This window comes from Deltaproteobacteria bacterium HGW-Deltaproteobacteria-6, from assembly GCA_002840435.1.
GTDB lineage: Bacteria > Desulfobacterota > Syntrophia > Syntrophales > Smithellaceae > UBA8904.
Map to the genome: position 1 here is coordinate 302,821 of PHAT01000005.1, position 14,726 is coordinate 317,546.

The 14,726-nt window shown below is 45.2% G+C and carries 18 protein-coding genes; 12 read left to right on the forward strand and 6 right to left on the reverse strand.

The window, feature by feature from the left end:
- Positions 1-5: 5 nt before the first annotated feature.
- The 7 genes from CVU71_11565 to CVU71_11595 all read left to right on the forward strand — a co-directional run bounded on the left by CVU71_11565 (position 6) and on the right by CVU71_11595 (position 5,631).
- Positions 6-593: a hypothetical protein gene (locus CVU71_11565; protein ID PKN18146.1), complete on the forward strand. Its 588-nt coding sequence runs from the start codon at positions 6-8 to the stop codon at positions 591-593.
- A 49-nt stretch (positions 594-642) separates the two neighbouring features.
- A complete protein-coding gene (locus CVU71_11570; GenBank protein ID PKN18147.1) occupies positions 643-864 on the forward strand; it encodes a hypothetical protein in 222 nt (73 codons plus the stop codon).
- A gap of 57 nt (positions 865-921) precedes the next feature.
- Complete coding sequence (locus tag CVU71_11575; protein ID PKN18148.1) at positions 922-1,101, forward strand: ferredoxin; 180 nt, start codon at positions 922-924, stop codon at positions 1,099-1,101.
- Between the two features lie 173 nt (positions 1,102-1,274).
- A complete protein-coding gene (locus CVU71_11580; protein PKN18149.1) occupies positions 1,275-1,922 on the forward strand; it encodes a dTMP kinase in 648 nt (215 codons plus the stop codon).
- Between the two features lie 25 nt (positions 1,923-1,947).
- Positions 1,948-2,928, forward strand: a complete 981-nt coding sequence (gene holB / locus CVU71_11585; protein PKN18150.1) for a DNA polymerase III subunit delta' — start codon at positions 1,948-1,950, stop codon at positions 2,926-2,928.
- A complete protein-coding gene (locus tag CVU71_11590; protein ID PKN18151.1) occupies positions 2,925-3,719 on the forward strand; it encodes a stage 0 sporulation protein in 795 nt (264 codons plus the stop codon). Before holB ends, CVU71_11590 begins: the two co-directional genes overlap by 4 nt.
- A 16-nt stretch (positions 3,720-3,735) precedes the next feature.
- A complete protein-coding gene (locus CVU71_11595) occupies positions 3,736-5,631 on the forward strand; it encodes a methionine--tRNA ligase (GenBank protein PKN18152.1) in 1,896 nt (631 codons plus the stop codon).
- A 174-nt stretch (positions 5,632-5,805) separates the two neighbouring features.
- Here the strand turns inward: CVU71_11595 and CVU71_11600 are convergent, their stop codons facing one another.
- From CVU71_11600 to CVU71_11610, 3 genes are all read right to left on the reverse strand, one after another.
- Positions 5,806-6,069, reverse strand: coding sequence for a hypothetical protein (locus tag CVU71_11600; GenBank protein PKN18153.1), 264 nt, complete (start codon positions 6,067-6,069; stop codon positions 5,806-5,808).
- 18 nt (positions 6,070-6,087) lie between these two features.
- Positions 6,088-6,819: a hypothetical protein gene (locus tag CVU71_11605; GenBank protein ID PKN18154.1), complete on the reverse strand. Its 732-nt coding sequence runs from the start codon at positions 6,817-6,819 to the stop codon at positions 6,088-6,090.
- Between the two features lie 392 nt (positions 6,820-7,211).
- Entirely contained in the window at positions 7,212-7,760 is a 549-nt protein-coding gene (locus tag CVU71_11610) for a hypothetical protein (GenBank protein PKN18155.1), read from the reverse strand.
- A gap of 293 nt (positions 7,761-8,053) precedes the next feature.
- Here CVU71_11610 and CVU71_11615 point away from each other — a divergent pair, with 293 nt between their 5' ends.
- Entirely contained in the window at positions 8,054-8,596 is a 543-nt protein-coding gene (locus CVU71_11615) for a hypothetical protein (GenBank protein PKN18156.1), read from the forward strand.
- A gap of 164 nt (positions 8,597-8,760) precedes the next feature.
- Here the strand turns inward: CVU71_11615 and CVU71_11620 are convergent, their stop codons facing one another.
- Positions 8,761-9,192, reverse strand: a complete 432-nt coding sequence (locus CVU71_11620; GenBank protein ID PKN18157.1) for a cytidyltransferase — start codon at positions 9,190-9,192, stop codon at positions 8,761-8,763.
- 332 nt (positions 9,193-9,524) lie between these two features.
- On the opposite strand from CVU71_11620, the gene CVU71_11625 reads away from it, so the two are divergent.
- The 3 genes from CVU71_11625 (at position 9,525) to CVU71_11635 (ending at position 12,734) form a co-directional block, all read left to right on the forward strand.
- On the forward strand, positions 9,525-11,027 hold the full coding sequence (locus tag CVU71_11625) for a B12-binding domain-containing radical SAM protein (protein PKN18158.1): 1,503 nt from the start codon (positions 9,525-9,527) through the stop codon (positions 11,025-11,027).
- A 215-nt stretch (positions 11,028-11,242) separates the two neighbouring features.
- Positions 11,243-11,929: a hypothetical protein gene (locus CVU71_11630; GenBank protein ID PKN18159.1), complete on the forward strand. Its 687-nt coding sequence runs from the start codon at positions 11,243-11,245 to the stop codon at positions 11,927-11,929.
- Between the two features lie 322 nt (positions 11,930-12,251).
- Positions 12,252-12,734, forward strand: a complete 483-nt coding sequence (locus tag CVU71_11635; GenBank protein PKN18160.1) for a hypothetical protein — start codon at positions 12,252-12,254, stop codon at positions 12,732-12,734.
- Between the two features lie 5 nt (positions 12,735-12,739).
- Here the strand turns inward: CVU71_11635 and CVU71_11640 are convergent, their stop codons facing one another.
- Positions 12,740-13,564: a hypothetical protein gene (locus tag CVU71_11640; GenBank protein ID PKN18161.1), complete on the reverse strand. Its 825-nt coding sequence runs from the start codon at positions 13,562-13,564 to the stop codon at positions 12,740-12,742.
- Complete coding sequence (locus tag CVU71_11645) at positions 13,564-14,349, reverse strand: hypothetical protein (GenBank protein PKN18162.1); 786 nt, start codon at positions 14,347-14,349, stop codon at positions 13,564-13,566. The genes CVU71_11640 and CVU71_11645 overlap by 1 nt, the downstream gene beginning before the upstream one ends.
- Before the next feature lie 160 nt (positions 14,350-14,509).
- Here CVU71_11645 and CVU71_11650 point away from each other — a divergent pair, with 160 nt between their 5' ends.
- Positions 14,510-14,692, forward strand: coding sequence for a hypothetical protein (locus tag CVU71_11650; protein PKN18163.1), 183 nt, complete (start codon positions 14,510-14,512; stop codon positions 14,690-14,692).
- The last annotated feature ends 34 nt before the right edge of the window (positions 14,693-14,726 follow it).

Sequence of the window (14,726 nt, forward strand, 5' to 3'; positions counted from 1 at the left end):
AGATAATGCTAAAAAAATTCTTAACTCGAATTATTTTGATTAGTACCGTCTTGAGCGTTATCGGCTGCGGCGGATTGCGCTATTCTCAACTGGATCCTGCGGCAAAAGATTATCATCCCAAGCGAATCGCAGTTTTTACCGCGGATGTCGGAACATTTGAGGAAGCGCGCCAGCCTATTGAACAGATCGTTCCCGGCGTGCTCATGGATAAGAAATGGTTTAGCGACGTTACGGATACGGCAAGCCTGAATCGCCAGATGAACAGCAACCCGGAGTTGAACAAAACCATGGTGGACTACCTGGCCAAGCTTAACACCGTGAATTACTCCGATGCGGCATTAAGCAAGAAAATCGGTGAGTTGACAAAAACGGATGCTTTTTTATTAGTCGCTGTTGATTTTTGGAATTATACCGTGGAAAAAGACAAGCTGGCAAAAGTCAGCATCGGTTTAAAGTTGATTGATGCGGAAACCGGAAAAATCATGTGGAAAGCGGGTCATCAGCTGAAAAAAACCTACACGTTTTTCAAGCCGGAACTGGCCGATGTCGCCCGTTCGGTCGTCAGTGACATGGTAAACGAGATGCCGCATTGATTTCAGGTGTGGTCGACTATCCAACCAGCAGAAAAATGGAGAATATTTTATGAAGGAAGAAGTACAAAAAGCGCTCGATAAAGTCCGACCCGGACTGCAGGCGGACGGCGGTGATGTTGAACTGGTCGATGTTTCCGCAGACGGCGTGGTCAAGGTCAGACTGACCGGCGCCTGCCACGGCTGCCCGATGTCGCAAATGACCTTGAAAATGGGCATCGAAAAGATTCTTAAACAGCAAGTGCCTTCCGTCAAGGAAGTGGTGTCTGTCTGAAACCGGCTTGAATTGGAAGAACGCGAATATTTTTAATTAAAGGAGATTTATAAAAACATGGCATATGTGATTACAGATGAATGCATTGCTTGCGGCTCATGTGAGGATGAGTGTCCGGTAGAAGCAATATCCGAAGGCGATGACAAATACGTGATTGATCCCAAGTTATGTACAGACTGCGGCGCTTGCTGCGATCAGTGCCCGGTGGAAGCAATTGTTCCCGGAGAGGAAAAATAGCAAAATCAGTTTTACTTTAATGTTGGGGGGAATGTCCGTCCTGACCGGCGGATCTTTCCCCTGCTTTTTTAATACGGTTTCCGTATTGGATTCTTTTAAACCGGACGAAAAAAACGGGACAACGTTTTCTTCATCAATTTATTCAGCTCATTAGCTGCGGGAAAAAATCGCCCATGAATAAATTTATTACCTTTGAAGGAGTTGAAGGCTCCGGCAAATCCACACAAGTGAAACTTCTGGGCGAATATTTGATCGCGAAAAACATTCCCATAATGCTGACGCAGGAACCATCGGGAACCCCGATCGGCAGGAAAATAGGCGATATTCTCTTCAACCGCGGCCATCAGGCCATGTGCCCGGAAACGGAACTGCTTTTGTTTTGCGCGGCGCGCGCGCAGCACGTCAGAGAAGTCGTTCTGCCGGCATTGAATGAAGCGAAATATGTCTTATGCGACCGGTTTTCCGACGCAACCTTCGCCTATCAGGCGGCAGGACGCGGTCTTAATCCCGATTTCATCAAAACAATTAATGATTATTGCGCCGGACAGCTAAAACCGGCTTTGACGCTGCTTTTTGATTTACCGGTGGAAATCGGTCTGCAAAGAGCAGGCAGGCGTGACGCCGAACTCAAAGACCCGTCATCCGCCGACCGCTTCGAGAAAGAAAAACTTGATTTTCATAACCGTGTACGGCAGGGTTACCTGAATCTCCGATCGGCGGAGCCCGGACGTTTTCGGGTGATTGACGCAGCGCGGACCGTGGACAGGATTGCCGAAGACGTCCGCGGGCATATTATGGAATTCATGGACAGGCAAAGCTAACTTTCCGGACAGTTGCGTTATCGTTATGTCTTTTAAAAACATTTACGGCCATCAAAAGCAAATCGGTATGCTGCAGAAAGCCATGGCGCTTTCGCGGGTCGGGCATTCTTATATTTTCAGCGGGCTTGATGCCATCGGCAAGAAAGCACTGGCGCTGGCCTTTACGCAAGCGCTGACCTGTGAAAACGCATCATCTTTAAATGACGCCTGCGGCAACTGTCCCTCCTGCAGGAAAATGGCCTCCGGCAACCACCCCGACATTCATCTAGTGGAAACACAGGCACAATTTATCCGCATCGACGCCATCCGCAACATTCAGCAGCAAATGACCTTTAAACCTCTGGAAGGACAGAGGCGCGTGTTTATTATCGACGACGCGGATAAAATGAATGAACAGGCCGCCAACGCCCTTTTAAAGACACTGGAAGAACCATCACATGACAATATCATCATGCTGGTAACCGCCCGTCCTTACTGGCTGCCTCAAACCATCCTTTCGCGCTGCCGTCATGTGCGCATGAACCCGCTTACGGCGGAAACCGTGGCAACGTTCCTGATCGAACAAAGGCAAATGAATCCATCCAAAGCTTTATTGCTCGCCTCCCTTTCCGGAGGTTCGATTGGACAGGCGCTGGAACTGAATTCCGAAGACATGATCGCTTTTCGCACCGAGTTAAGCCGTATCCTGACTGCCGCAGGCAGAAAGGATCCCCTGAGTCTGCTGACGCTTGCCTCTTTTCTGGGACAGGACAAAAAGGAGATCAGGCAGGGACTCAGGATTCTCAATACCTATTTTCGCGACGCACTCGTCTATAAAGAAACGGCTCAGGCCGCCATGATCATCAATGCGGATGATCTGCCCGCCATTGCTTCTTTAGCCGGGCGTTTAGGCGGTGAACAGATTCTGCAGAATATCGCTCTGGTGGATAAATCAAACGAAGCGATTGAAATGAACGTGAACAAATCGTTGACATTAGAAGCAATGGCATTTAAGCTTCATTTATAAAATTAAATCGTAAAGCAGGACTAAACGTGTTGACCAATATCATCGGCGTAAAATTTAAAAAAGAAGGAAGAATTTACAATTTCGACGCGGGCGACCTGATCGTTCATAAGGACGATCAGGTGCTGGTCAATACGGACAACGGCGTTGCGCTGGGAGTTGTCGTAACCGACGTCTGTCGGTGCGAATCTCATCAGCTGCCACCCAATCTCAAGAATGTTTTGCGCAAAGTGACCGCAGATGATCTGCGCGTCAGAGAAGAACTGGAGCTGCTTGAAGAAGAAGCCAGAAAATATTGCATGGAAAAAATCCAGGAAAAAAATCTGGCCATGAAGCTGATTACAGTGGAATGCCTCTTTGATAAAAGCAAAATGATCTTTTACTTCACGGCGGAAAGCCGTGTGGATTTCCGTGAACTCGTCAAAGACCTGGTTGCTAAATTCAAAACCCGGATCGAACTCAAACAAATCGGCGCACGGCAGCAGGCGAGAATCATCAAGGGTCTCGCCGTCTGCGGCCGGACGGTTTGCTGCGCCGGCATCCTGCAAAATCTTGATCGCGTTACCGTGAAGATGGCCAAGGAACAAAGCATGTCGCTCAATCCGGAAAAAATATCCGGTTTATGCGGAAGGCTGATGTGTTGTCTGTCATTCGAACATGAGGGCTACGCGGGAGCCAAAAAATGCGCGCGGGGCGCGAAAACCGAAACCGAGCCGGCAGCTGGCGAGCCGCAGCCGGCAAAACATAAAATAACAAATGCGCGGGACGCCAATAAAAAGCGCACGGAGTCCTAAGGAGCTGCCAACCATCATGTCCAAGCCATTTTATATTACAACCCCTATTTATTACGTTAACGCGTCCCCGCACATCGGGCACGCTTATACTACCATAGTTGCCGACGTTCTGGCCCGTTACGCCCGCATGGCGGGAAGCGAAACTTTTTTTGCCACCGGCACGGACGAACATGGCGACAAAATCGCCGAAGCTGCGCAAAAAGCGGGCGTCAGCCCCAAGCAATACGCGGATGGAATCAGCGCTCAGTTCCGTAATCTGTGGCCTGAACTGGCGATCACCAACGATTACTTCATCCGAACTACCGACGCAAATCACATGGCAACCGTTCGCGCCATTTTGCAGAAAGTCTACGACGCGGGCGATATTTACTTCGGGGCATATGAAGGATTTTATTGCGTCGGCTGCGAACGTTTTTACATGGAAAAAGAGCTGGTGGACGGCAAGTGCCCGGACCATCAAACCGTTCCGGAACACCGCAAGGAAAGCAATTACTTCTTCCGCATGAGCAAATATCAGGACTGGCTGATCCGGCATATTCAGGACAATCCGGATTTCATCCGTCCGGAGCGGTATCGCAACGAAGTCCTGGCGTTTCTAAGGGAACCGCTGGAAGACCTCTGCATTTCACGTCCCAAGACGCGCCTGGAATGGGGCATCACCCTGCCGTTTGATGACCAGTATGTAACCTATGTATGGTTTGATGCGCTGATTAATTACGTCACTGCGGTTGGCTATCCCGACGGAGAAAATTTTAACAAATTCTGGCCGCAGGCCCAGCACCTGATCGCCAAGGATATTCTGAAACCCCATGGCATTTACTGGCCCACCATGCTCAAGGCCGCGGGCATTTTGCCTTATCAGCACCTTAATGTCCATGGGTACTGGAACTCGGATGCAAGCAAGATGTCCAAAAGTCTGGGCAACGTTGTCCGGCCGCTGGATTTAAAAGATAAATACGGCCTGGATGCTTTCCGCTACTTCCTGCTCAGGGACATGGTTTTCGGCCTGGATTCCAACTTTTCCGAAGAGGCCTTTGTCCAGCGACTCAATTCCGATCTGGCCAACGATCTGGGGAATCTGCTCAGCCGTACCGTCACCATGGCTGTTAAATATTGCGACGGGAAAATTCCCGATCCGCCGGCATCCGACCAGGAAAGCAGCTTGCCTGTCGCAGCGCTTAAAGCAGTGGCGGACGTGGAGGCTTCTTTTGCCGACATGGCGCTCCATAAGGCGCTGATGGCTATCTGGGAGTTGATCAGTGTCGCTAATAAATACATCGTGGAAAACGAACCCTGGTCTCTGGCCAGGGACACAGCCAACCAGAAAAGACTGGTGGCGATTATGTACCGGCTGCTGGAGGCATTACGCGCCATCGCCATTTTAATCTCTCCGTTCATGCCGCAGGCGGCAGAAAAAATACTGCGGCAAGTCGGCCTGGATCCATCGCAAAAATTCAATATGGACGTGATTCGCCGAAACGACGTCCTGCCCGCAGGCAATGCTCTGATTCGTGGTGAGTCGCTCTTTCCACGGGTAAGCGCTGAAAAAGAACCGACTCCTCAGCCCAGGAAGGCATCCATCGACCTGAAACCGGAAATTGAGTATGACGAATTCGCCAAAGCAGATTTACGGGTGGCAAAAATTCTGGCGGCCGAAGCGGTTCCCAAATCCAACAAGCTGGTCAAACTAAGGATCGATATTGGTGAAGAGCGGACCATCGTAGCGGGAATCGGCAAGGATTACAAACCGGAAGAGCTTATCGGCAAATCCATTATTGTGGTGGCCAATCTCAAACCGGCAAAATTGATGGGCGTGGAATCACACGGCATGCTGCTGGCGACAGACGGTGTTGCCGGATTGACGCTGATCGGATTTGACCGGGAACCCAAAACGGGTGCAAAAGTTCGCTAGAATTGAATATGAATTTTTCAGGAACGGGTTAACCGGCACGCTTTCCCCGCGGATTAATCACCGGACAGGCAAACACCTCAGGGTATCAGGTCATCAGGCATGCGGGCGGCAAGACCATTCCCTCTTACTGAAAAAAAAGCGGCTGCCCCCTCTGGGAGACAGCCGCTTTTTCATTTATTTGTTCAATGTGTTGAGGTATTTCAGAACAGAATCTCTTTCTTCCGACTTAATGTTTGCGCCTTTTTTAATCATCCGATCGAGAGTAGCTCCCCATTCGGAGGCATTTTTCCTGGCGGCTTCCACCCTTTTAATGCTGTGACACTTGGAACAGGCATTGTCCACAATCGCCTTACCCGCCGGTTGGGCAAAAACAACCCCAACGGCAAAAGCACATAAAAATATCCCGCTTGCCAGAGCCATCCATACTCTCTTCATCATAAATAGATCCTCACAATTTTATTTAGCTAAGATTTTCTCAATCGCCGGCTGGTCAAAACCGGGCACAACCTCTCCTTTGATGTAAAATAACGGCGTTGCCTGGACGCCGACTTTAGCACTGACCTGCCGATGATTTTGCAGCATGCTTTCCGCTTCTTTACTGTTGCATAAATTCAATTGAGCATTTCCATCCAGTTTTCCGCTTAAAACATCTTCGTAGGTTTGAACCTTATCGCCGGCACAGACAATGTGACGAACTTTCTTTGATGAATCTTCGGACAACGGATAGAAAAATACATACATCGTAATGTCTTTCTTACGCTCTTTAAAAAAATTGAAGGACAACCGGCAGTAATGGCAATTCGGATCTATGAATTCCACGATAGTCGTTTTCCCGTCACCGATTTTCAGCGCCTGCTCCAGAGGCAGATTGGTCAGCTTGGCAGCCATTCTTTTCGTGTTGCTTTCCTGCGTGATATTTTTACCGTCCTTGGAAAACATATTGCCCACGAAAACCACGTCGCCTTCCGGAAGGTAATAGAGAATCCGTTGTCCGTCATAAACCTCATAGACACCCTGCACGGATGCCTGTATAAACGTTTCGTATTTGACTTGAGGAAAACTAATTTTGAACTGCTGTTCCGGAGCCATTTTTTGCACTGAAGAACACCCCGGCAGCAGAAAAATAATACCGGCAACAACAACCAACAATTTTTTCATGATCGGACTCCTTTTATAATAAATTAACATGACGGGCCGCTACAGTCTGAAGCCTAGGCATAGAGAAATTCCATCTGGATGTCAATTAAAATCACCATCCTGGCTCATTCACCGAAATATTTTGACCCGCTGATCCTCAATGCCCGAGAACGTCATCATATCGCCCAAATGAGAATGGTTGAATCATGACCGGCCGCTTGCCCCTTCGACCTGTAAATCTTGAAATATTATTGATGGAAAATGGAACGGAAGTTTTTATTCATGGCATCGGATTCAAATGCCGATGGATACCATGCCGGAAGAAAAAGCACCGAAAGATATGCACTGATTCAACTTGATCAAAAAAAATTGATGGAGGAAAAACCGGGAAGCGAATCCTGACAGTCAATCAGTCTTTTTACAAAAGACCTGAATTTTGCCACTTAGCTGGTCTTATCAGCCATTTTCAAGGATCGGCCATAGACCGTCTGACCAAATTTTATTGCCAGGTCCTGAATGACCACGATTTCTCTTTGTGAAAATTTCAATTCGGCATCTGTTTTTTCGATGGTGATTGAAAAACCGTTGGCCGCGTTAAAGCCATGCATTCTGTTGGGATTGGGAAAACTGCTTTCAGGCTGTTTTGCGTAATCCAATGACGTAGTGTCAACAAGGCCATCGATAGATGAAACCATCACCATATAACCTTCTTTCTTTAATAAGGACATCAACTCACCAAGAAGAGTGGAGACCCGATTGTAGGGTCTGATTTTTTCAAAAATAAACCAAAGAGTAACCCTTTTATTTTTTGTCATGGGCGGCGAATCAGGATCCGTCAGAATTTCGCTAAAGCTCCCGCGATGTTCTATTCTGCTGTCGAATTCACCATAAAAACGTATGCCAAATGCATCGACATTTTCACCGCTTAAACCAAATTTTATTTTTAGTAATTTCATGATATCCGTACTCCACAGCAGACAGATTTTGAGCATTGGCTTATAACCGCGCTCTTACACGACTGACACACCATGATAATGATCCTATCACATGTACAGTTATAGTTCCGCAGTTTTTTAAATATGTCCGATTGAAATATTATAGAAATCGCAAAATATGAAAAGCCCCGTCATTAAAAGAAGGATCTTGTCGGAAACTCTGTCTGACAACGGCCTCTGAATTGAAAGGTTCAAGGCAACTGAAATATTTTTATTATGCCATTGACACACGAGGCGGTTCATTCTACTAATATCCTGTAAAAGCCAGTTTAAAAAAGGAGGATCTGTTAATGAAATGGATTAAAATCATCCTTATTCTTTTACTTACTGTTGCAATTGTATCTTGCCGGGCGCAGGAAGCCGGGCAGGAATCCAAAACGGAAAACAGCTCACCAGCCGTGTCTTTCAATCCCGATACCCTTAAAATACCGGATAAAGGCGGAAGGAAACTTAAGGGGCAAGTGCTGTATATGCCGATATATTCAAATATTCCGTCTAATTATAAACAACTTCATAATTTAAGCGCTTTTCTCGCTATTCACAACACTGATTTGAATCATCAGATCAAGATAACGAAGGCTGACTATTTTAATACGGAGGGCATAATAGTCAGAAGCTTTATCTCGGCGGAACAATCAGTTAAACCTCTTGCAACAATTATTTTTACTATTTCTAAAGAAGATCAGAGCGGCACCGGTTCCAACTTCATAGTTGAATGGATGGCCGAGCGGCCGGTCAACGAACCCTTGATAGAATCTGTCATGATAGATTTATCAGGAAACCTGGGGCTTTCTTTTTTAAGCTCCGGCAGGGTCATACGGGAGATACGTTAGAATCTCGTTCAGAAATGGCGTCCCCTGATGATCCGAAGGGTGATAGCGATTTCCCCATGAACAGCAAACCTTGGGACAAAGCGCTATGGGAGGATGCAATGTCTTGGCTCGGCGGCATTTCTCGAACAAAATCATTAACGCAAAATTACCTAAACACGCTTATCTTATTTACCTAACACCCAGCTTGAAGACTGAACTTTAGTATTACCGCCTAATTCCCAAATCAGGCCTATTCCCAGCTGGTTACATAATGCCTGTTCTTTACTGGGTGTTGAAACAGGATTTCGATCACCGCCATTGCCAAAATAGATCATATCATATTGCTTCTTATATTTTGCATACGCGCTTTTAATGCCGTCACAGGCACTGTCATCGTCATCATTCATGGGCAATACATCAATGACATATTTCATATCGCCTACAATGGTTGCTCGTTCAATCCAGGACATAAAAGGTTTGCCTTTTTTCCGGATCAGCCAATCATCACTATTCAGACAAATAACAATTTCACCGACTAATGACGCAGCTTTCATCATATACACATGTCCCATGTGAACGGGATCAAAACCACCTGATAAAATCACCAAATTCTTCACGTGTCTCCCCTTGTCAAGACATCTTTAATTTTTTCAACCGGATCATTATGCTTCTTTGTGTGACGAAGTATAGAAAACACCGTCTTGTGTGTCAAGTCAATCTTGACCGCAAAAAAGAGGGATAGGATTTTGTTGATGATTGATTAAGGTCCGGCTTTGAGGATGTTTTTTAATTCAAAAAAATCATGGAATGATTGGCGCTGGAACTCATCAGGCGCAAAATTTGCCGGGACATACCTGAAGAGAGCATTGAATAATGGCTGAACTCTAAATGAACATGTGGTACAAGTATCAGGACAGATCATTAAAATTAACAAAACTGAGAGGGCAGCATGAAGGTTGTGCTCATTTCCATGCCTGATGTCGTTCCCATCATCATTCATGAACAGGCAATCCATATGCCGAACCATGGGATTGCCTGCGTCGGTGGTAATATCGATGATCGGCATCAGGTTTATCTGATAGATCTCATACGAAAGCGAAATACGATCAGAAAATACCTTACAAACACCCTGACTAAAATCAGACCGGATATTATCGGTCTTTCCGCCATGACCTGGCAGTATGATACGTGCAACCGGATCATCCGCTTCATTAAGAGCATACTGCCGGATGTCAGGATTGCCCTGGGCGGATACCACGCAACCTTGATGGCTGAGGAAATTGCCGCCTCGCCTGACGCGGCTCTTATCGACTTTATCGTTCGGGGAGAGGGTGAAGTAACCTTCCGGCGGCTTGTCAATGCCCTGGATGGACAGGACAACTTTGCATCCATCCCCTCCCTCTCCTTCAAGGAAGACGGTTGTTTCATCCACAACGAACGGGCGACTCTTTGTGATCTTTCCACTTTAAAACTGCCAATCCGCGATCATCGCCGGTTGACATGGGGGTACCATTTCATGTTCAAAAATATTGAGATCATGGAAACCTCCCGAGGTTGCACCCGCAACTGCAACTTCTGCAGCATACAACATATGTACGGCAGGTCCTATCGCACTTATCCCGTCGAACGCGTCATTGACGATCTGGATTATATCTACCGCCGGAAGAAAACACGGTTGATCTTTGTGGCCGATGACAATCTGGTCTTGAATCCAAAGTGGGTGGACACCGTCTGTGAGGCAATCATCAAAAAAAATTACAAGGGACTGAACCTCGTGGTCCAGGCCGATTGCATTTCCATTGCCAGGAACCCGGAGATGGTCAGTAAGATGAGGCGGGCGGGATTCCGGGGAATGTTTCTGGGAATTGAGAACGCCTCGGAGGTTAACCTGGAGGAACTATCCAAAGGCAATGTGGCAGCCGTGTCTCAACAGGCAGTTGATATTTGCCATAAAAACGGAATCATGGTCGTAGGAGGTTTGATTTTTGGTCTGCCGAATGATGATGAAAGTGCCATTCACAGGAATTACACCTTCCTGAACAACATTGGTGTTGATGCGGCCTACTGCCAGATTGTGACTCCATACCCCAAAACCCGTCTCCGTGAACATCTCATCGATGACGGCCTTGTCACCAATCCGGATGATTACCGGAAATACAGTGGATTGTGGGCAAACGTCAAAACAAAACACCTCTCCGCGGATCAACTCCAATATCTTTTTTGGTATTATCGCCAAAATGCCCTTGGCTGGTGGACCCCATCAGCTTTTGCTCGAAGTCAGGGGAAAATATGGACATCCATGTGGCAGCATATCATCAAGCCGATGATGCAGTTCTTCTTTCAGCAAAATGTCCGCAGGACAGGATGGAACGGGCTTCACGAAAAAGAGTTGAAGAATCTGAAACAAATGAACACCTTCATGGATCTTCAGGATATTAATGACCGGCAGTGATTTCAGGCTGTGTACCGAAACAAATTTTAAAAAATCAGTGGTCGGCTCAACTTCGGCATTTGTGTTCAGGTATGAACAATAATATTCGGTATGGCAAAATGCTAATACGATTGGTAATCTCGCTTGTTACTTGTATCTTTCTTATTACTAATTTCTCAGGATGCCAGACAATTTATCGTAATTATATTGATCAAAACATTGATTCTGACGCAGATGTGGAAAAAGCGCTTGCGACCCGGGGCGAAATTAATGTGATTCTGTTACCGGGGTGTGCAACAAAACCCGGCACGCAGGATACACTTTTCAGTTGCCTGAAATTGTCACGCGATGTGAATCCGGAATCGGTCAAATTGCCGCCTGATGAAAAACTGTATCTGGGGCATGTCGCTGAATTTATCCTGCGTTCTTTAAAATATTATCAGTTGCAGGAAAGCTTCAAGGATTTTTATGGCTATCGCATCATTTTGAAATTCCGTAAATTAACGCCTCAAGAACTTCGATCGAAAAAATTCAAGGATTATTCAAGTTTTGCTGTAGGCTCGACAAGCATGGTTGCCGGCGCAGCAACCATGACGCCATTGGGCATCATCGTATTTCTGGTGGATGGAATTGCAATGGAAATTGATCGCCGGGACTTTGAAGATCGCGTTGCAAAGATGCAGCTGCCGGCGCCGAAAAAAAATGTCGTCACCCTGAAACTGGAATCCGGTGAGCGAACGCTTTTATATGTAAAAGACGAAATATCAGAGGAAATGACCGGAAAGAACAGCATGAGGATTCAATTTGATGAAAAAGTAGCAAGTTACATGGCTGAAGAGTGCCTTCTGGAAAAAGTCACTCCTGAAGAGATTAATCATTATCAGGAACAAATTAACCTTTTCAGAAAAAACAAAAGGTTATAGGTTGGCTTCTGTTAACTCAAAGCTATGGAAAAATTGGACCACATTAGTAATTTCAATTCAATTTCACAATGCTATATTATTTTATAACAATCTGAGGACATTATGCTCCGCCTTATCTGTAATGTCCTTTGCATCATAAAGGCCTTTAGCCTGCATACTCAGATAAATTATTGACATAAAATATCCCAGCGATTTGTTGTTCCAAAACACAAAATTCCGTCAATTAATTCATTTATATTACTTTACACACGATCATTTGTATTCTAAAATTGAGCAATTGGATTACACATCTCATTTTCAGTCAGGAAGGAATACAGTTATTATGAACGTTACTGATATTAACAAAATCACAAAAGTTCTCGAATCAATGGCGCAATATGAACTGGCACTGGCTAATTTATATACGAGATGTGCTGAAACTTGGAAGGAAGATCAGGTCTTCTGGAAGGGACTGGCCCATGCGGAACAGCGGCACGCTGAAAATATACAAAAGATGCAAGAGATCATTATCAGAAAACAGAACAGCTTTGAATTTGGTCGACCCTTTAACATTGTTGCACTGAATACGGCAATGGCCGGAGTAAATGACAATATTAAACGGGTTACGGAAGGGGCTTTTTCCCGCGAAAAAATGTTTGTTATTGCCAGGGATATCGAACAATCCATGCTGGAATCACGTTATGCTGAAATTGTAAAGACAACCGACATTGAATATCAAACTCTGATGAAGGATATCCTTTCACAGACGAATGAGCACAAAATGATGATGCAGGAAAAAATCAATGATATAAGAAAAATTTCATAAAAAGATTATTTTTTTATAATGCCGTCGATTCCCACTGCTTTAAGTGTCTTCAACCGTTCAATGAGGAAATTTATATCCCTTTTCTTTAAAAAGATGCTTCCATGCTGAGGAGCAATCATATCAATATCAAGTCTTCCGATGACATTCATGGCATTTTCGAGAGCCTTTTCCGAAGGCATGATTTTCTTATGAAATTCAAGAATATCAGGTATGGGACAATATTCTTTCAAATGGATGCAGTGGCTGTAATCCCTGCATGTATAACAGTCGTCTGTAAGGTCAACAGAAAGTTCCCATTGCTTTGATAAACTTCCAAAAAGATCGCTGGTGAAAAGAGTTTTTGTCTTTCCATCACGGGTAACGAAGCTGCCGGCATCGTGGGCGTAAGGAGTTTTAAAAAACTCCAGCATCCTTCCCCCAAAAAGAAAGCCCGCGCTGTAATCATCTATTGACTTCAACATGGATCGTTTGTCCCGCTCGATGTAATAGCTGATAAACATGTTATTTTGAGATTCGGAAAGAACTTTCAGTTCAGGGTTTGCACAGATGTCGATCATATTGGACAAAGAACCGCACAAATCGGGATCGATGTGTTGATAAATCAAAGCCACGATGTTATCGGGAGAAATACCCGTCTGCAGGATCTTCATCATCACAACAGCAAAATCGGGACGGCTTCCTGCATCAATCACAACAGCCTGATTGCCCTCTTTTATCAGGTATGGATTGCAGTGAAAGTTCGTCGTCGTTTCATGAAATCCGAGCCAGAATATATTATCCGCAATCTCTATCGGCCGGTCATAACCTATTTTATGTTTTTTAGGATCCATTACAACTCCCTCGTTACGAAATATGCCTTCATATTGCCTTTGTTCTTCAGAGTTATCTCTCCTCTTGCTTCAAATTCAAAATAATCAATGGTTTTTAAGTACGTTTCCTGAGATATATTTACCCTGCCCTCGACCCCTGATGACTCAAATCTGGAAGCAATATTTACGTTATCCCCAAAAACATCAAACTGCATGCGTTCCTTTCCGACAACGCCGGCCATTACCCGGCCTGTGTGAATGCCAATACGGATATGAATATTCTGCCCGGTTTGCCTGTTGAAATCGTAAACGAGTTTTAAAAACGCCATACCTGCTTTTACAGCCATACGAGCATGATCATCATATGCAACAGGTGCTCCGAATACGGCCATATAGGCATCACCTATGGTTTTTATCTTTGTTCCATTTAAGCTTACCACTAGATTATCCATCCCTTTGAATAGGGTGTCGAGTAACCCTATCAGCACTTCGCCGGATATTGTTTCTGCCAGTTTTGTAAATCCCACAATGTCAGAAAACAGGATGGTACAATCATAAGAGCGGGGGGCAAAGCCATCGCTATATTTGATTTCATTGGCTACCGTTTCAGGAAGGGTATTTTTCAGGAGGTTATCGACTTTTTTTTCCAGAACGACATATTCTCTAATCAATTCCTCCAACAGTCTCTTCTGGATATGATCATCCTGAATTATTGCAGTGGCATGGAGATAATCATGGATCAGCCTTGCAGTCAGTCTCTCATCTTTGATGTCCAGGAACACATTTTTTATCGATTCAAGCTGCATAAATATCACCTTCGGCAGATATCAACCAGACTTTCGGCGCTTTCAGAAAAGCAGCGACATGTATATACGTTTAAGCACTACATTTAAAAACTGTAGTTAATAAGATTGTATGTCAAATACAGAGTTAAGGCAAAAGATTTCTCGCCGATGAATATCAATCATGAAAACATGCTGCATGGTTTTGCTGTTCAGTTGGGTTCTTCAAATCCAGTATTTGGACGTCGGAATTGGAAGGTTAAAAACGGTAAAATATCAAGTTGAAGAAATTTTTTCGATAAAATCAAATCTAACAAATAAATTGGCGGAAGTGCATGGGAATCGAACCCACCTGGGACGGTTCTAGCGCCCCACACTGGATTTGAAGTCCAGGAGGCCCA